This window comes from Rhodococcus sp. PvR044, assembly GCF_040548995.1.
Taxonomy (GTDB): Bacteria; Actinomycetota; Actinomycetes; order Mycobacteriales; family Mycobacteriaceae; genus Rhodococcus_G; species Rhodococcus_G oryzae.
This window is the reverse complement of record NZ_JBEPSX010000001.1, coordinates 313,256-331,729: the sequence shown is the minus strand read 5'-3', so window position 1 is coordinate 331,729 and position 18,474 is coordinate 313,256. Positions and strand designations below refer to the sequence as shown.

9 protein-coding genes are annotated in these 18,474 nt (G+C 68.7%); all 9 read right to left on the bottom strand.

Going from position 1 to position 18,474, the window contains the following annotated elements:
• Positions 1-200 precede the first annotated feature (200 nt).
• The 9 genes from ABIC28_RS01410 to ABIC28_RS01370 all read right to left on the bottom strand — a co-directional run bounded on the left by ABIC28_RS01410 (position 201) and on the right by ABIC28_RS01370 (position 18,473).
• Complete coding sequence (locus ABIC28_RS01410) at positions 201-9,731, bottom strand: non-ribosomal peptide synthetase (protein ID WP_354577213.1); 9,531 nt, start codon at positions 9,729-9,731, stop codon at positions 201-203.
• A 507-nt stretch (positions 9,732-10,238) separates the two neighbouring features.
• Positions 10,239-11,144 (bottom strand): oxygenase MpaB family protein, encoded by a 906-nt coding sequence (locus ABIC28_RS01405; protein ID WP_354577211.1) that lies wholly within the window; start codon positions 11,142-11,144, stop codon positions 10,239-10,241.
• A 24-nt stretch (positions 11,145-11,168) separates the two neighbouring features.
• The gene (locus tag ABIC28_RS01400; RefSeq protein ID WP_179800493.1) at positions 11,169-11,750 is read right to left on the bottom strand and encodes an Rv1363c family protein; all 582 of its coding nucleotides are present in this window, start codon (positions 11,748-11,750) and stop codon (positions 11,169-11,171) included.
• Complete coding sequence (locus ABIC28_RS01395; protein ID WP_354577208.1) at positions 11,747-12,958, bottom strand: MlaD family protein; 1,212 nt, start codon at positions 12,956-12,958, stop codon at positions 11,747-11,749. Before ABIC28_RS01395 ends, ABIC28_RS01400 begins: the two co-directional genes overlap by 4 nt.
• Positions 12,955-14,037, bottom strand: coding sequence for an MCE family protein (locus tag ABIC28_RS01390; RefSeq protein ID WP_097211065.1), 1,083 nt, complete (start codon positions 14,035-14,037; stop codon positions 12,955-12,957). Before ABIC28_RS01390 ends, ABIC28_RS01395 begins: the two co-directional genes overlap by 4 nt.
• Positions 14,037-15,155, bottom strand: coding sequence for an MCE family protein (locus ABIC28_RS01385; RefSeq protein ID WP_354577206.1), 1,119 nt, complete (start codon positions 15,153-15,155; stop codon positions 14,037-14,039). Before ABIC28_RS01385 ends, ABIC28_RS01390 begins: the two co-directional genes overlap by 1 nt.
• On the bottom strand, positions 15,152-16,198 hold the full coding sequence (locus ABIC28_RS01380; protein ID WP_097211107.1) for an MCE family protein: 1,047 nt from the start codon (positions 16,196-16,198) through the stop codon (positions 15,152-15,154). The genes ABIC28_RS01385 and ABIC28_RS01380 overlap by 4 nt, the downstream gene beginning before the upstream one ends.
• On the bottom strand, positions 16,198-17,247 hold the full coding sequence (locus tag ABIC28_RS01375) for an MCE family protein (protein ID WP_097211063.1): 1,050 nt from the start codon (positions 17,245-17,247) through the stop codon (positions 16,198-16,200). Before ABIC28_RS01375 ends, ABIC28_RS01380 begins: the two co-directional genes overlap by 1 nt.
• Positions 17,244-18,473, bottom strand: a complete 1,230-nt coding sequence (locus tag ABIC28_RS01370; protein ID WP_209928721.1) for an MCE family protein — start codon at positions 18,471-18,473, stop codon at positions 17,244-17,246. The genes ABIC28_RS01375 and ABIC28_RS01370 overlap by 4 nt, the downstream gene beginning before the upstream one ends.
• Position 18,474 lies beyond the last annotated feature (1 nt).

Sequence of the window (18,474 nt, the reverse complement as noted above, 5' to 3'; positions counted from 1 at the left end):
GACCGACACTACGATCGTGTCCGGGCGGTCCGAGGCGAGAGCGGCGATCGATCGAGTCAGATCCGCAGCAGACAACAGTTCCTCCGAAGCATTCGAGCTAGTTCGTTCGTTTACGCATCACAGAACAGCGAGCCGTCCGATGCGACGAATCACCGCAGCTAAACATACGGGACCGACACAACGAGGCTCGCTGCTGTGGATCAGTGACCGGTCACAAGGCGAACCATCGGATCCTTCGAATGTCGTGCCGCCGCTGCCGCGGCGTCGGCGACCAGCCGGTCGACCACGTCGGCGAAGCCGTCGCCCGCACCGCTGCCGCCCGCGGCGAGCAGGATGGTCGGCACCAGGCTGGTCAGGGCAGTCGTGACGATGGCCTCGACCGCCATGCCGCGGTCCGCGAGCGACGCGGTGAGCAGCTTCAGGCGCTCGTCCATCTGCCCGTAGGTGACGCTGATCCCGTCGTGCTCGAGAGCGATCTCGGCGGGCACCACCTCGGCCACCGCGGCGACCAGCACCGGCAGGTCGTCGACGGTGGGCCCCACGATGCTCGGCGACTCGTCGACGGGCGCGCTCCAGATGTCGATGTCGCCGACGATCACCTCGGCGTCATCGGCCACGGCCGTCACGATCCGCAGGAAGCGATCGGCGAAGCTCGAGACCGTGGCCTCGTCGAAGAGGGCGGCCGCGTAATTGAACGAGGCGGACAGGCTGGTCACCTTGCCCTCCGCGTCCCGGTTCTCCACGAGGGTCAGCTGCAGGTCGAGCTTGGCCGCGACCAACCCGCTGTCGAACTCCGACGCCGTCAGGTCCGGGAGCTCCAGGGTCGGACGTCCCAGGTTCTCGAACGAGAGCATCACCTGCGCCAAGGGCGAGTAGGCGGTCGACCGCTCCGGGTTGAGCCGCTCCACCACGCTGTCGAAGGGCACGTCGGCGTGCGCGTAGGCCTCGAGGTCGACCTTCTTGGCCTGCTGGACCACCTGGGTGAAGGTCGCGCCCGGGTCGACCCCCGCCCGCAGGACGAGCGTGTTCACGAACATCCCGACCAGACCGTCGAGCTCGGCCTCGCCGCGCCCGGCAACCGGGGTGGCGATCGCGATGTCCTCGCCGCCGGTCAGACGGGCGAGCAACACCGCGAGCGCGGCGTGCGTGACCATGAACAGCGTGGCGTCGTTGCCGCGCGCGATCTCGTGCAGTCGGGCGAGCAGATCCGCGCCGATCTCGAAGTCGACCTTGCCGCCGTCCATCGACTGCCGCGCCGGCCGCGGCCGGTCGGTGGGCAGCTCGATCAGCGCAGGCATGCCGCTCAGCGTCCGCTCCCAGAAGTCGAGCTGACGCGAGGCCAGCGACTCGGGGTCGTCCTCGGCGCCGAGGACCTCGCGCTGCCACAGCGCATAGTCCGCGTACTGCACCGGGAGCGGCTCCCAGCCGGGCTCGTGCCCGGTGACCCGCTGCCCGTAGGCGAGCATGACGTCCCGTGCCAGCGGCCCCATGGAGGCGCCGTCGGCGCTGATGTGGTGCACGACCAGCGCGAGCACGAACTCCTGATCGCCCACCTGGAACAACCGCGTCCGCAGCGGCGGCGACGAGGTCACGTCGAAGCCGTGGGAGGCGAACTCGACCAGCCCGCTGGTGAGCGCCTCCTCCGCGCATTCCACCGGGTCGAGATCGATCGGGACCGAGGAGACCGGGAGCACGACCTGCCGCGGCACCCCCTCGTCCGCCGGGTAGACGGTCCGCACCGATTCGTGGCGCGCGAGCACGTCCGTCACGGCCGAGCCGAGCGCGTCGAAATCGAGGCTGCCGTACAGCCGCACGGCGATCGCGATGTTGTACACCGGCGACGCGGTGTCGAGCTGGTTGATCAGCCACATCCGCTGCTGCGCGAGCGAGAGCGGGAGGCGATCCGGCCGATCCCCCGCCGCCAGCGCGGGCCGCGGCGCACGTCCGTCCGTGCTGACCGCGCGCGCCGCGAGATCCCGCACCGTGGACGCCTCGAACAGGTCGCGCACCCCGAGTGCCGCGCCCGCCGCCGAGTTGACCCGGGCAACCACCCTGGTCGCGGACAACGAGTTCCCGCCGAGGGCGAAGAACGAATCGGCCGCCGACACCCGATCCAGACCGAGCACCTCCGCGAAGATCCCGGCCACCAGTTCCTCGACCGGAGAATCTGGCGCGACGAATTCGCTCCCGTCCGAAACGAATTCGGGTTCCGGCAGCGCCTTGCGATCGAGCTTGCCGTTCACCGTCAGCGGCAGCGCGTCGAGCAACACGATCGATGAGGGCACCATGTGCCCCGGCAGGCTCTGACCCAGGAATTCCTTCAACTCGGCGGCATCGACCGCCTCCTCGGAGACCGGGACCACGTACGAGGCCAGCAGGATGTCGCCGGACGGACCGGGACGCCCGACCGTGACCGCGAAGTCGACCGATTCGTGGGCGCCGAGCGCGGCGTCGACCTCGCCGAGCTCGATGCGGAAGCCGCGCACCTTCACCTGGAAGTCGCTGCGGCCCACATACTCGATTGCCAGGCCGGTGTCCGTGCCCGGCGCCTCGATCCACCGCACCACGTCCCCGGTGCGGTACATCCGGCTACCGGGCCCACCGAACGGGTCGGCCACGAAGCGCTCGGAGCTCAGGGCTGCCCGGCCGTGGTAACCACGGGCCAGCGCGACCCCCGAGACGTACAACTCGCCCGCGACGCCGACCGGGACCGGGCGCAGTCGCGCGTCCAGGACCACGGCCGACACGCCACGGATCGGTCCGCCGATGGTGACGGGCTCGCCCGCGACGAGCCGGTCGCTGATGTTGGTCGCGACCGTGCCCTCGGAGGGGCCGTAGGCGTTGAACATCGCCCGGCCGACGGACCACCGCGCCACAAGGTCCGGGCTGCAGGCGTCGCCACCGACGACGACTGTGCGGACGGTGTCGAGTCCGGACGGATCGACGGTCGCCAGCGCCGCAGGGGTGACGAAGGCGTGGGTCACGCCCTCGGTCGCCAGGAGCGCGCGGAGTTCCTCGCCTCCGTAGATCTCCGGTCCTGCGATCACCATCGTCGCTCCGGCACCGACCGCGAGCAGCAGTTCGAGCACCGAGGCGTCGAAGCTGGGCGAGGAGAAGTGCAGCGTGCGCGAGGACGCGGACAGCGCATACCGCTCCCGCTGCTCGCTCGCGAAGTTCGCCAGTCCTGCGTGGGTGACGACGACGCCCTTCGGCAACCCGGTGGAGCCGGAGGTGTAGATCATGTAGGCGCTGTGCTCGAGCCGCAGCGGCGCCTGCCGCTCCTCGTCGGCCACGGCGTCCACCGCGAGGCCCTCGCAGCGCGCGATGAACTGCGGATCGTCGAGCACGACCCAGGTGACCGACTCGGGCAGCCCGGCGCGGTGCGCGGCGACGGTCAGCCCGATGCGCACACCCGAATCGGACACCATGTGGGCGATCCGGTCCTCGGGGTAGCCCGGGTCGATCGGCAGATACGCGCCGCCCGCCTTCGACACCGACCACACACCGAGCACGGATTCGACCGAGCGCGGCAATGCCAACGCCACGAACGTCTCCGGGCCGACGCCTGCCGCGATGAGCGCGCGCGCCACCCGGTTCGAGCGCTCGTCGAGCTCGGCATAGGTCAGCTCACGGCCGCCTGCGACCAGCGCCACCGACCGCGGGTTGGCCGTTGCCGCCGCCGAGAGCAGCTCGGGCAGAGTCGATCCCGCGACCGCACCGGTGCCGCGCACCGGTACCAGCCGGGCGCGCTCGTCTGCTCCGAGCAACTCGATCCCGCCGACGCGCGCATTCTGGTCCGCCGCGAACGCCTCGAGCACCCGCACGAGGCGGCCGAGGAAGCCCTCGACCGCGGCACGGTCGAACACCGACGGCATGTACTTGAGGTTCAGCTCGAGCGTCTCGCCGAGCAGTCCGACGACCGCGAGCGGGTAGTGCGAGCCGTCACGGACCCCGACATCGAGCAGACGCATGCCCGCGATGTCGGAGTGCTCGGTCAGCCCCTGCCGATCGACGGGGTAGGACTCGAGCACCACCAGGGTGTCGAACAGGTTTCCCTTGCCCTGCGCCGTGAGGATCTCGCTGAGACCCATGTGCTGATGGCCGAGGGTCTCGGACTGCTCACGCTGGACGCGGGAGAGCAGCTCCGCGACCGACTCCTCGGCGTCGAGCTCGATCCGGACAGGGACCGTGTTGATGAAGAGACCGACCATCGATTCCACGCCTGCCAACTCCGGCGGACGACCCGAGACGGTGGCACCGAAGACGATGTCGTCGCGGGCAGTGAGCTGGCCGAGCACCACACCCCATGCCGCCTGCAGCAGCGTGTTCGTGGTGACCTCGAGGGAGCGACCCAGCTCGGACAGGCGCCGGTCGAGGTCGGCGGACAGCGCCGCGGACACCTCCTCGGGCACCGCGTCCTCCGCGGCCGCCTCGCTGCGGGCCGCCAGCAGGGTCGGCTCCTCGATGCCCGCGAGCACCCGATGCCACCTGGCCGTGGTGGCCTCGGCATCCTGGGCCGCCAGCCACGAGAGGAAGTCCCGGTACGAGCGGGCCCTCGGCAGCACGTCGGACGAACCGGCCGCCGCGTAGAGGGTCAGCAGATCGCGGATGATCAACGGGGTCGACCAACCGTCCATCAGGATGTGGTGGTTGGTGACCGTCAGCAGCCACTTCGCGGGCGCCGACTTGATCAGGTGGAAGCGGGTCAGCGGCGCCGAACCGAGATCGAATCGGGTGGTCCGATCCGCCTCCAGGATTCGCTCCACCTCAACCGCGGCGGCCTGCGGGTCCATCGACGACAGGTCGGTGTTGGTCCAGGGCAACTGCGCGTCGTGCAGCAGCACCTGCAGGACCTCGCCCCCGTCCTCGTCCTGCACGAAGGCGGTCCGGAAGTTCTCGTGCCGGTCGATCAGTGCCTGGCCGGCCGTCCGGAGACGATCGGCATCGACGTCGCCGCCGAGCTCGATCAGGATCTGCGCGGTGTAGACGTCGACGTCCGAGGACAGCAGAGAATGGAAGTACATGCCGTGCTGCAGCGGCGCCAGCGGCCACACGTCGGTGAGCTTCGGGTACCGCTGCTCGAGCCGGTCGACCTGCTTCTGCGACAGCTCGACGAGATTCAGGTCGGACGGTGTCAGTCCGCCCGCGTCGCTTCCGCTCGCAAAGGTCGCGATCGCCTCGAGGGCGCACGCCCACCAGTGACCGAGCGACCGGGTCTCGTCCTCGCTGAGCAGTCCGCCCGCGAACGTGAACGAGGCGGCGAGGTGTGCGTTCGGGCCCTCGCCCTCGATGCCTGCGTTGATCTCGACGGTCGCCGACAGCGGGGTCGTGCCGTCGGTGGTCGACATGAATCCGCCGATGCCGACGGAGTCGTCCGGCGTCCACGGAGCGCCGATCAGGTGCTCGCCGACCGACGCCGTGCGTCCCAGGTAGTTGAAGATGATCTGCGGCTCCGCCATGGCGGCCAGCCGGGCCCCGGTCGCCTCCCCGAGGTGACGCAGCATGCCGTAGCCGAGGCCGCCATCGGGAACCGCGAGCAACTGCTCCTTGACCGCCTTGACCACCGCACCCGCGGCCGGACCCGCAGCGAGCGCATCGTCGAGATCCGCACCCGCCAGGTCGAGGCGAACCGGGAAGATGCTGGTGAACCAGCCGACCGTGCGGGACAGATCGGCCCCGGCGATCACGTCGTCGTCGCGGCCGTGGCCCTCGAGGGACAACAGGACCGAGGACTCGTCGACGCCGCGGTCGCGGCGCCAGCGGGCGACCGCGAGCAACAGTGCCGAGAGCAGTCCGTCGTTGACGCCACCGTGGAACGCACGGGGGATGCTGGTCATCACGGCCGAGGTGACCTCGGGCGAGATGTCGATCCGGACCGTCTGTGCGGTCTCCGCCGTGTCTACGGCCGTGTCGAGCGCGCGCGAGCCGAGCACGGGGTCCGGTCCGTCGAGAACCTCTCGCCAGCGGTCGAACTCGTCCGCGCGGGCATCGCTGCCCGCCTCCTCGGACAGGCCGTGCGCCCACCGGCGCATGGAGGTGCCGACCGGCTCGAGGGCCACCGGCTGTCCGGCGGCGGTGTTCGACCACGCGATCGCGACGTCGGGAATCAGCACTCGCCAGGAGACACCGTCGACGGCGAGGTGATGGATCACGATCAGCAGGCGACCCGCACCGGACGGAGAGGTCGTCCTGACCACGGCCAGCATCACCCCGGCCGCGGGGTCGAGCCGGTCGGCAGCCGCGTCGAGCAGTTCGTCGACGGCGGCCTCGAACTCATCGGTACCGGGCTCGACGGTGAGGGAGACCGCGCGCATGAGGTCTCCGGCACGCACCACACCGGGCTCGCCGACCCGGAAGATCCACTCCCCGTCCGCATGTCGCGACAGGCGTGAACGCAGCGCATCGTGGTGATCGAGCACGGACTGCAGCGCGTCCCGCAGGTGTCCGTCGTCGACGGCATCGGGCAGCGTCAACAGGACCGCCTGGGCCAGCCGATCGAAGCGCCCCCGATCGACCATCCACCGGACCACCGGCAACAGCGGGAGGTCACCGACGCCGCCGCCCGGCAACTCGTCGAGCACGAACTGGACGTCGTCGCTGAGCTGACGGCGCGTGACCACCTCGGCGAGGCCCGCGACCGTCTTACAGTCGAACACGTCGCGGGTGGTGAACACCGCGCCGGCCTCCTTGGCGCGGGAGACCAGCTGGATCGACATGATGCTGTCGCCGCCGAGGGCGAAGAAGCTGTCCTCCACGCTGACCTCGTCGAGGCCGAGCACCTCGGCGAACACCGCGGCGATGGTCTTCTCCATCGCGGTGGCCGGTGCCACGAACGCGGAAACCGGGGTCCGGAAGTCCGGTTCCGGCAATGCCTTCCGGTCCACCTTCCCGTTCGCGGTCAGCGGCAGCCGATCCAGGACGATGATCGATGCGGGCACCATGTAGCTGGGCACCAGCTCACCGACGTGACCGATGACGGCGGCGACGTCGAGGTCGGCGCCCGCGGCGGGAACGGCGTAGCCGATCAGTCGCTGCCCGAGATCGCTCTCGTGGACCAGCACGGTGGCCGCCACCACGTCCGGGTGCGCGAGGACGGCGGCCTCGATGTCGCCCAGCTCGATCCGGAGTCCGCGGATCTTCACCTGGAAGTCGCTGCGGCCCTGGAACTCGAGCTCGCCATCGGAGTTCCACCACACCACGTCGCCGGTGCGGTACATGCGCGTCCCAGCGCAGCGGAAGGGGTCCGCAACAAACGTCGACGCGGTGAGGCCGAACCGGTTGCCGTATCCACGCGCGACACCGGCACCACCGACGTACAGCTCCCCGGTCACCCCCGCGGGGACGGGCCGCAGGTGCTCGTCGAGGACGTACAGATCGACGTTGGGCAGCGGCCCACCGATCGGGATCCGCCCATCCGGGTAGCTCGCGTGGTCGACAGACACCTCGTGGAAGGTCGTCATGTCGGTCACCTCGGTGGGACCGTAATGATTGACCAGTCGGGTGCCTGCCGAGGCGAGATGACCCAGCCGGTCCATGCGCATGGCCTCGCCACCGAGGAAGACCGCATCGAGCTTGGGCAGGACACCCCTGGTGTCGTGATCGAGCAGGACGTTGAACAGGCTCGGCGCCATGTTCGCGACCCGCACGACCTCGCTGTCGACGATGTCCAGGACCTCGACCGGGTCGAACGGATCGCCCGCGAGATGGACCGACCAGCCCTCCGACAGTCCCACCCAGACGTTCTTCTGGGTGGCATCGAAACTGGGTGAGCCGGCCACGAGCAGGCCTTGGCCGGGCTGCAGCGCAACCTCTCCGCGGTACCAGTCCACGTTGTTCGCGAACCCGTGCATCGGGACCAGCGTCGGCTTCGGCCTACCGGTCGAACCCGAGGTCGAGATGACGTAGGCGATGCGCTCGCCCGCGCACGGCTCGGCCCACCGATTCGCGGGGGCGGTGGGATCGAGTTCGGCGACGGCGGCCTGCGAGATCGGATCGTCGAGCAGGATGATCTGGCCGTCGAATCCGGCCCGCTCCCACGCGCTCGTGGCGACCACGCAGCTCACCGCGCAGTCCTCCAGGATCGACTGCACCCGATCGGTGGGCAGCGTCGGGTCGACGTAGGCGTACGCGGCCCCCGCCTTCCACGTGGCCAGCATCCCGACGACCCAGTCCACCGACCGCGGCACCATCAGCGCCACGATGTCGTCGGCCCCGACGCCCCTGGTGATCAGCTCGCGCGCGAGCTGATTGGCGCGCCGGTCGAGGTCGCCCCTGGTGACGGACTTTCCGGACCCGACAACCGCGACAGCGCCTGCGTCCCGCCGAACGCTCTGTTCCCAGCGATCGATGATGTTCGGTTCGAAGGGGGCCGACCCGCCCGCGCCGAGGGATCGGAGGTGCTCCGCCTCCCCCACCTCGAGGAGGTCGATGCCGCGCACCTCGGAATCGCGCGCCGCCGACAGGAAGCGCTCGAGATAGCTCAGGAATCGGTGGTGGTAGGCGTCGAGATCGGACGCGCTGTAGAGGTTGGGGTTGCCCTCGAAGTCGATCTGGACGCTCTTGCCCGCAACGCTCGGGTAGAGGTTGACGGCCAGGTCCTCGACAGGGCCCGTGCTGAGCACGGTGAACCGGCCCGTGAGATCACCGAGCCGGATCTCGCGGTGGAACATCATGATGTTGATCGACGGTCCGAAGAAACCGCGCTGGCCGTCGACGGTCCCGGCATCGCGGCGCATGTCCTCGTGCCGGTACCGCTGGCGCCGCAGGGCGCCGGTCAGCTCGAGGTTCGCCTTCCCGATCAGGTCCTCGACGGTGGTGTCGCCCTCGATCCGCAGCCGGATCGGGACGACATTGGACACCATGCCACCCGACCTGCGCAGAACCGCGGACGATCGTGCGGAGACCGGCAGGCTCAGCACCACGTCGGCGTTGCCGGTCATCGCGGCGAGGTAGCCGGCGAAGGCGGCGACGATGGCGGGGGTCTCGCCGACGACGCTCGCGGACGCCGTCGCGCTGAGCAGCTCGGCCGTGGACGGCGGTACCTGCTTGCCCGCCACGGTGGCATGCGAGTCGACGGGCGCGGTGCGGCCCGCGAGGCTGGGCGCCGCAGGCAGGTCGACGACGCGCTCGATCCAGTACTCCCGGTCCCGCTGGAAGCGGTCGGAGTTGCGGTAGGCGAGCTCGTCCTCGTAGATCTCGACGAGATCGGCAGCCTTGCCCGGAGCGATCTCCCGACCCTCTACGAGCGCTGTGTACACCTCCGCGGCGCGGTTGAGCATGTTCATCGCGCCGAAGCCGTCGATGGAGATGTGATGGAAGCGGCAGTACCAGTAGCTGCGATCGTCGGCCAGCTTCAGAACCGTCGACACGTTGAGGCGCTCGACGAACAGGTCACGAGCGGATCCGTAGTCGTTGCGCATCCAGGCCTGCGCCGCCGCGATCGGGTCCTCGTGCCCGGAGAGATCGATGAACTCGACGCGATCGTCGATCGTTCGATCGACGATCTGCTGGGGAAGACCGTCATCGGCAATCAGTCGCAGGTAGGCGGAGCCGAGCTCCATGCCGGCGAATCGGCATGCCGCTGTGAGGACGTCCACGTCGAGGACACCGTCGACCTCGACGTACTGAGCGATGTTGAGCGGAACATCTCCTGCGGCCTGCTGAGCGAACCACATGCCACGCTGCGCCGACGAGAGCGGAAACGGTGCGGCATCCTGCGGGTGCGCGCTCACCTGCGCCCCTTCATCCGAAGATTCAGCAGGTCCGACCGTACCCAGGGCGTCCAACGTTCGCTCCCCCATCTCGACGACACTCCGTCGCTGTATCCCGTCATGGCCCCGCCCAAGCGGCGAAATGGTCTTCCGTTCAGTCCACCCATCACATCGCCGCTCGAACGATCCGCGTTAGCCGTTTTCCCGAAGTAACCCTGCGCCGCACACATAAGTCCACGTCAGCGAGGGTGCCCGCCATCGGTGAACAGCGCGCACGGCCCATCGACCGCGTCGAGGATCGCTCGATCGGCCTGTGCAGGTTGCGGAGCCTGCCTCCACCTCCCAATGACCCCCGTCACAGCACGCAGTCGCTGATGACCTGCAATACAGCAACCGAAATCATCGCACACCAAAGACGGGAGACCCATTCAGCCGACACGCGTTACGCGCTATTTGCTACCAGCACCCGACTGTTACTAGCGAGTAACTTATCGTTCATCACATTTCGGCGAAACCCGCCCCCGCGGACTAGATCAGCGCCCGTCCGGCGCCGATCCGCCGGCGAATGTCGCGCATCAGCACGTAGTTGGCTCCGTGCCGGACGAACCGAGGCAGGAACCGATTGACGAACGAGACGAATACGAACAGGTGCTCGAATCGCCTGCGATCGTCCTCGTTCCACTCGACCCGGAGCTGCTCGCGGAACAGCGGCGGCAGGAAACCGACGGTCAGGAACGTCAACAGGTTTCCGAAGACGAGCCGCAGCGGCCACCCGATCATCCGCAGGTTCACCAGGGCCATAAGATAGGCGCGGACCGTGTCGTCCATCGACACCCGCAGGCAGGCGTTGTTCCAGTAACTGTCGAAGTCGGCCCGGGTGGCCGGCCACATCTCCTCGGTGACCTGCAGGGTCGTGCCCAGTGTGCTCGACGATTGATAGAACGACTCCTTCTGTTCCTCGGACATCGCTCCGTGCAGGAGCTGGTGGGTGTCCTCGAACCCGATGTACAGGCAGGCCGCCACCCACATCTGGAGCTCGCGGTTGAAGGCGTTGTACTTGACTGGGCTGTTCTCGCCCGAGCGCACCTGCCGGTGTGCGACGTTGACCGCCTCCCGGTAGGCCAGGCGTTCTTCGTCGGTTCCCAGAATCGCGACGGTGAGGTACTGAAAGGTCGTCCTGGCCCGCTTCCAGGGATGGCGCATCAGGCTGCCGGACTCCACCTTGCTCTCGATCACCCCGTAGGCCACCTCGGGCCTGCTCAACTGCATGACCACGTTCGCCGCGCCGCCGGCGAAGGACCAGAAGTCCAATGCCTCGGAGATGTGCGCGGGTCGCCGCGTCCACCTGCGCGCGGACGAGGTGATCCGGATCCGGGTCTGTGCCGCGGTCAGGGCCGATCCGCCGGCCGGGGCACCCGAGTGGTGAGTGGGCATCGCTTCCCCAGTCCTCGTCCGTGACTATTTGGTGTCGACGTTGTCGACGATCCATCGGTCGCCCTCACGGACGAGAGAGACCACCATCCGGTACTTCTGGGAGTTGCCGTCGGGCGAGACGACGTTCTTCGCCTGCTGGTCCACGAAGACGAGCACCAGCGCGGATGAGTCGTCGATGCGCTCGACCGCCACGTGGTCCGCGGTCGCGGTCGCCTGGCCCTTGCCCTCCGTGACGATCTGCGCGAGCGCGTCGACCATCTGGCTGTACTTGTCCGCGAAGGCCGGGGTCGACATCTCCATGATCGCGTCCCGGTTCGCATCCAGGCTCTGGAAGTCGAACGAGGACATCGCCACCGAGTACTCCCGCGCGATGTCGACCGCCTCGGCGCGTAGCGCGTCGACGTGCCGGGCACGGAGTACCTGGATCGTCAACACCGCCGTCGTGGCGAGCAGCGCGAGCACCAACAGCAGCGCCACGAGCGCCGACGGTCGACGCAGCGAAGCGATCGCGCGACGTGGCGGCACGGGCCCGATCTCGCTCTCCGCGGTGGGCGGGGGTGCGTCGGACTCCCGCGGCGTAGTGGCTGTGATGCTGTCGGTTGTCATCGTCCGAGATCCTCCAGAAGCGATTTCCAGTAGTTCAATGCCTCGACCCCGGTGGGGATGAGGATCGGGTCGGCGACAACGGGGGGACCGATGGGGGTCCCCGGCGTTGTGGCGTTCTGCAGGCCCAGCTCGTCGGGACGGGGTGCGTTCCTGGCGCCACGCTGAGCGATGTTCGATCCCGGCGGGCAGTAGTAGGTGAGATCGGTTTCGGTCGGACTCACGTCGCCGACCGCCCTGCGCACGGTGTCGTAGCTGCAGACCGGCCCCTGCGTGGCGACGAGAGCGAAGTTCGCCCGGTCCCCGGTGACGATCGACTCCAGCTTGCCCAGGCCCTGTGGAATACCGACGAGACCGGCAGCGAGGGCATCGCTGCGATCCGAGATGATCGGCTCCACGGTCACCAGGTTCGCGAGCACGGCCCCGAACGTGTCGTGGTAGCGGTCGAACAGGGTCCTGGCATTGCCGAGCGCCTGCGGGGAGGTGTCGGCGAGGTAGACGAGAACCGGCGCGTTCGAGTCGAGCTGCTCGGTGAAGTTGCGCGCGGCCGCCATCCCCCGCCCGAACGAATCGGACTGTCCCGCCATCGCTCCGACCAGACTCGTGGTCCGCTCGAGAAGGGCCTTGAGCATCGGAGCCTGCTCGTCGAGCTGAGCCGACAGCCGATCACCGTGATCGATCATGCTCGCCATCGCCGGACCGAGACCGTCGAACGACGCGCCGAGCTCCGTGCCGATATCGCTGACCGCCTGCGGATCGATGTCCTCGAGCAGTCGGGCCGCCTGCAACATCATCTGACCCATCTGGACCGGCTGCGCGTCGGCGGGCGCGGCGAGCTCGTCACCCTCCGCGAGGTACGGACCCAGCTCGGTGTTGGGGAAGATGTCGACGTTCTGGATTCCCGCGGCTGTCCCCATCCCGACCCGGGCGACGCTGTCCCGCGGGATCAGGGTCCCCGGGTCCAGGTCGAACTCCACACGGGCACCGCGGATGTCGGGGTCGAGCGACACCCCCGCCACCTTCCCGACCGTGACCCCCCGGTAGGTGACGCTGGTGCCCGCGGTGAGCCCGAGCGCGTCCGTCATCGTGGCATGCACCCGGACCGGGTCCCCGAACGCCTGCGGCCCGAGGACGTAATTGATACCGAACGGGATGACGATCGCCGACGTGAGGGCGAACAGCACCAGCTGGACGAGCACGAGGCGTCTCATCGGACACCACCCGGGACCGGCGCGGACAGCGGGACACCGCCGGTCAGCAGCGATGTCAGCGTGCCCGCGGGCGGGCTCGCGGCGCCGCCGGGCAGCGCTCCTCCGGTGATCAACTTGTCGATGCCCCCCGGGATGTCGAGCGCGCCATCGAAGTTCAGGTAGTCCCCGTGCACCGAGCGCCCGAAGTTCCCCAGGAAGGTGTTCATGTTGTCCAGCGTCGTGGCGATCCTGCCGTTGACGCTGTTCAATGCCCCGATCACCGTGCCGGCATCGGCAAGCATGCCGTCGATGCCCTGCGGCGACGCAGCGAGGATGGCGTCGGTATTGGTCGCGAGCGCGGTCGTCGAGGCGAGCAGCGACGCGATGGAATCCCGTTGCTGCGTGAGCAGTTCGACCGCACCCGGCATCGCGTCGAGGTAGCCGTCGACGACCCGTTGCTGATCTGCCAGCTGCTGCGAGACCCGTGCAGCGAGGTCGATGGCGGCATCGAACTCGCTCTGGTTGGCTGTCGCGCCCGCCATCAGCGAGGCCAGCGTGTCCATCAGTCCCCGAACCTCCCCCGACCGGCCCGCGAACGCCGTGTTCAACTCGCCGACGACGGTCTGCAATTGACTCAGCCCGCTTCCGCTGACGATCGTGCCGAGGGTGGCCAGCGCACTCTCGATCTGCGGACCGATCGTCGTGCGGGACTCGGCGATGACATCGCCGTTCCGCAGCGGCCGCGATGAGGGCTGCGTGGGTTCGGTGAGCCGGATGAACGGGTTCCCCAGTGCGGACGGCAGTTCCACAGACGCCTCGACGTTGTCCGGCAGTTCGGTCGCGAGTTCGAGACTCAACGAGACCCTCGCGCCCACCGTGTCGGTCGCAAGGCCCGCGACGCGACCGATCACCTTCTGCCCACCCCGCACATCGGCACCCGGCAGCAATCCATCCGCGGTGGCGAGCTGCAGCGTGACCGTGTAGCCGGGACCGTCCGCCGAGCGGCCAAGCGGCAGGTCCGCGATGCCGACGCCACAGCCCGACAGGAGCAGACTGCCTGCCAGCGTGGCGCAAGCGAGACCCACCGACGTGCGGCGCATCAATTCCCCCTCGGCGCCTGCGCGGCCCCGGTGACCGCCGAGACGATGCCCAGCGGGTCAGACGCACTGACCGGGAACGAGATCGGATTGGTGAACCCGGCCCCGGTACACAGCGGCAGCGGGTAGGCGTCACAGAGCGGCTTCGCGACAGCGAACTGGGTCAGCGACGTCGAGACGTTCAGCCGGATCCGGCCCCGATTGTCGGGCCCGACGGTGTTGGAGAGGTTCTGCATCAGCAGCGGCACCACATCCATGAACTCGGCGAGGCCGGCCTGGTTCGCGGCAAGCGTGTCGCCGAGCACCCGCGTGTTCTCGGCCATCGTGCCGACATCGTCTCCGTGTCGGGTCATGAAGTCGTTGACCTGATCGAGCACCACGCGCAGGTCCTGCAGCGGACCGGCGATGTCGATCTTCCGCGCCGACCATTCGTCCCCGAGCTCGCCGAGGTCAGCGACGAGGGAGTCCAGGCTCACCTGACGGGCATCCAACGCCACCATCAGCGTGTTGATGTTGCGCACGAGCGCCCCGATGTCCTCGGCCCGCGCTCCCACCACTCCCGTTGCCGCACTGAGGCTCTTGATGGCGGAGTTGAACTGGTCGCCGTTGCCGCGCCAGTTGTCCGCGACCTCGGTCAACAGGTCGCCGGTGCTGCCACCAGGCCGGTCCGGTGCACCGCCACCGAGGGCATCCGCGAGCGTGCTGATGCTGCCCATCAGCCCGTCGAAGTCGATCGGGGCGTGGCTGCGTTCCATGGGGATCTCGGCACCGTCCGCGAGCATCGGCCCGCCACCGTAGGTGGGTCCGAGTTCGACGTGCCGGTCGCTGATCACCGACGGGTTGAGCACATAGGCACTCGCGTCTGCGGGCAGCTCCACCTCGCCGGGCACCGTCATCGTCACACGCACCGAGGTGCCCTGCGGCTGTACCGCGATCACCGACCCGACCGGGACTCCGAGCACGGTGACCTTGCTACCGGGGTAGATCCCGTTGACGTAGCTGAAGTTCGCGTACACCGTCTTCGAGTCGTCGGTGCGGGCGAAGACGAACCATCCCGCCGTCACCAGCGCGACGGCGAGTGTCAGCGCGGTCGCCACTCGCGACCATCGGGCGGCGGTCATCTGCACCCCTGCATCACTCCGAGGGAACACAGCATGTTGTCCGGGATCACCGCGGCAGGCGCGTTGACATCTGTCCAGGCCCCGTTACCGGTCGCATCGGTCGCGGATCGGAGGGCGGGTGGCAGCCGGTCCATCAGCACCTCGATGTTGCCCGCGTTCGCCTTCAGCGTGTCGGTGATCGACACGAGGTTCGTGACCAGCTGTCCGAACTCCTCCTGATGGTCGGACATCGAGGCGGACAGGGTCGACACCACCGCGCTGAGGTTGTCCACCAGTTCGGTCAGCGCCTGCTTCCTGACGGCGAGGATCTGCACCACGGTTTGCGCGTTCGACATCGTCGTCGCCAGCGAATCACTCTGACGGACAACGAGATCGGAGAGCGAACGGGACATGACGAGAAGTTCGTCTATTTGCTGCCCATTCTCGGCGAACGCGGCCGATGCGCCGCTGAGCCCGGCGAGGGTCTTCCCGAGTTGGTCCGAATCGGCGGGCATGATCTGGGACAGCGTGGTCATCATCGCCTGAATCGAGTCGACATCGACACCCTCGGCAGCCGCCGTCGCGTCCCTGCTGACGTCGTCGAGGCTGTACGGAACGGTGGTGCGGGAGCGCGGGATGACGGTGCCGCCGTCGTCTACCCCGGCGGGCACGATCTCGAGGTACCGTTTGCCGAGTACCGTCTTGAGCCGCACGGTTGCGGTGCTCTGATTGCCGAGCGGCTGCTGCTTGTCCAACCGGAAGTCGACCCGGACGTGGTCACCCGACAACTCGATTCCCTCCACCCGGCCGGCGGGGACCCCTGCCACGTAAACGGGGTCACCTCCGGACAACCCAGCGGCGTTGTCGAGTTCGGCGACAAAGGGACCGGTCCGCGCCAGATACCACGCCTTCGGCGCGCCGATCGCGATCCCGAGGCCCGCCACCAGTGCGATGATCCCGAGGGCGCCCAGCACCATCGGCGTGCCGCTGCCAGGCCGTCGCTCGCCGGTGAACAGAAACCGCGTGGCGCCGACGACCACGTCGATCAGCTTCACCAGGAACATCATGAGCACACCGGCGAATGCGTGCTGCCGAAGATGTTTGCTTCCACATCGCCCGCCTTCAGGGTGAAGTTGCAGAGGTAGAGATTGACGAATCCGCCGTAGCTGCCCATCCGGTTGATCGCGGCCCCGAACTCCGGCATCTTGGCCACGAAGGCGTTGAACTCGTCGGTGCTCGCGACCCAGCTGTCGGTCACCGCCTTCAGATCGGTCACGGACCTCCCGAAGGCCCCGTTGGACCGGGCCATCGCCTGCGCCATCTGAGCGACCGCCCGGTTCCCGTCGCCGAGCAGTGCGATCAGTTGGTCGCTGTTGCCGGCCACCGAAGTGCTCAGCCCGCTGAGCCCCGCGAGCAGCTGCTCGAGCTGAGGGGCCCTCGCTTCGACCGAGCCGAGCAGCGAGACCAGGTTGTCGACCAGCTGCTCGATCACGTCCTGCCGATCGACCAGCCCGGTGCTGAGCGAGCCGATCTGTGCGAGCAGGGTGGCGATCGTCTGCCCCTGTCCGCTGAAGGTCTCGACGAATCCACGGGTGAGGGTGTTGACCTGGTCGGGGGCGAGCGCGTCGAACAGCGGACGAAACCCGTTCATCAGAGCGGTCAGGTCCACCGGCGGCGTGGTCTGCGCGACCGGGATCAGCCCACCCGGTTCGAGGGCGGCCGGGCGCTGCCCGATCGCCACGGTGTCGATCGCGGCGCCGTCCGGTTGGGTCAGCGCGATATAGCGCGCGCCCAGCATGTCGCCGTATCGGACCGCGGCGGTGACGTCCGTGGCCAGTCGGTGCTCCGATTCGACCTCGATCCGGACCACGGCCTTGCTGGTGCCGCCGCCCGCGTCGGCGAAGTCGATGGTCTCGACGCGCCCAACCCGAACACCCGCCATGGTCACCGGGTTGCCTGGGCTCAGGCCCTCCACGTCGGTGAATTCGAGCGTGTACCGGTCGGTGGCGCCGCGCACAGGAACCGTCAGCGTGTTCACCACGAACGACCCGCACAGCAGGCCGGTCAAGCAGAATCCGACGGCCTTCAGCGCGGGCACCCAACCGATCTTCATCGGACGGTCACCTCACTGCCGCGCACCATCGGTCCGAGCATGACGACGGTGGCCGGGTTCGGGACGGCATCGGGGTCGGCGGTCGCGCGATTCTCGCGCAGGCCGGCCTCGAGAAGGTTCAACACGGGGGCCTCGCGTCCCACATCGACCACGGCCTGGCGTCCCGGTTGGGCGGACAAGACCTGGGCCCCACCGCAGTCGGCGCCGTACTCGTCGCCGTAGCGCGGGCAGTCGGACGCCGTGTACGGCAGCGGGCCCTGAAAGGTCGGCACCGCGGTGATGTTGAACTTTCCCGTGGCGAACACCCGAGCGCCCGCCGCCCCGAAGGTCTCGGCCCCGGACAGCGTGTCGACCAGGCCGGCCGGGTTCGCCGCGGTGGTCGCGAGGATCGTGCCTGTCGAATCGACCACGGTGATGATCTGATCGCGCTGCTCGCCGACGAACGACGCCGCCACCGAGGCGAATCCCGCCGCGCTCCCGAGCATGGCCGCCACCTGATCGCCGTGATCGACCATTCGCTGCGATACCGATGTCGCCGCGGTCAGGGTGGCGAGCACGTCCGGTGTCGCCGTGTCGAGCGCCGCCATCACCGAACGGAAATCGGGAGTCGCCCCGACGAACTGCTCGGCGGCGGGGCCGAGCGTTCGCGATGCCGAGCCGAGCCGGTCGACGATGCGGCCGACCGTCTCCCCCCGCCCGTCGAGCGCCTGGCCCAGCGCGGTCAGCGCGGTCTGCATCTTCTGAGGCTGCATGTGGTCGAGGACGTCGACCATCTTCGTGTAGATCCCGTAGAGGGCCACCGCGTCCGGACCGGCATCGACAGCGATCGCGTCACCGTCCGCGAGCGCGACCCCAGCCAGGGCGTTCGGGTCGTCGACCAACTGGATGTAGATGTCCCCGAAGAACGTCCGGGGTACCACCCGCGCTCGGACCGAGGACGGCACCTGCCCGATCGCGGCGGCATCGATCTGCAGGCGGACCACGGAAGACTTTGTGCCCGATTCGATTCCGGAAATCCTGCCGATATTGACACCGGAATAGCGCACCGGCGCCTCACCGGTGATCAGGCCCGCCGACGCGGGAATGGCGACGACCACCTCGGGATCGCGCTGCAGGTTCCCCGATCCGCGTAGCACCAGCGTCACCACGACGAGCGCACCGACGAGCACCGCGACCGCCCCGCGCAGCGCCAGCCACCCACGCGATCGTCCCGTGAACTGGTCCACC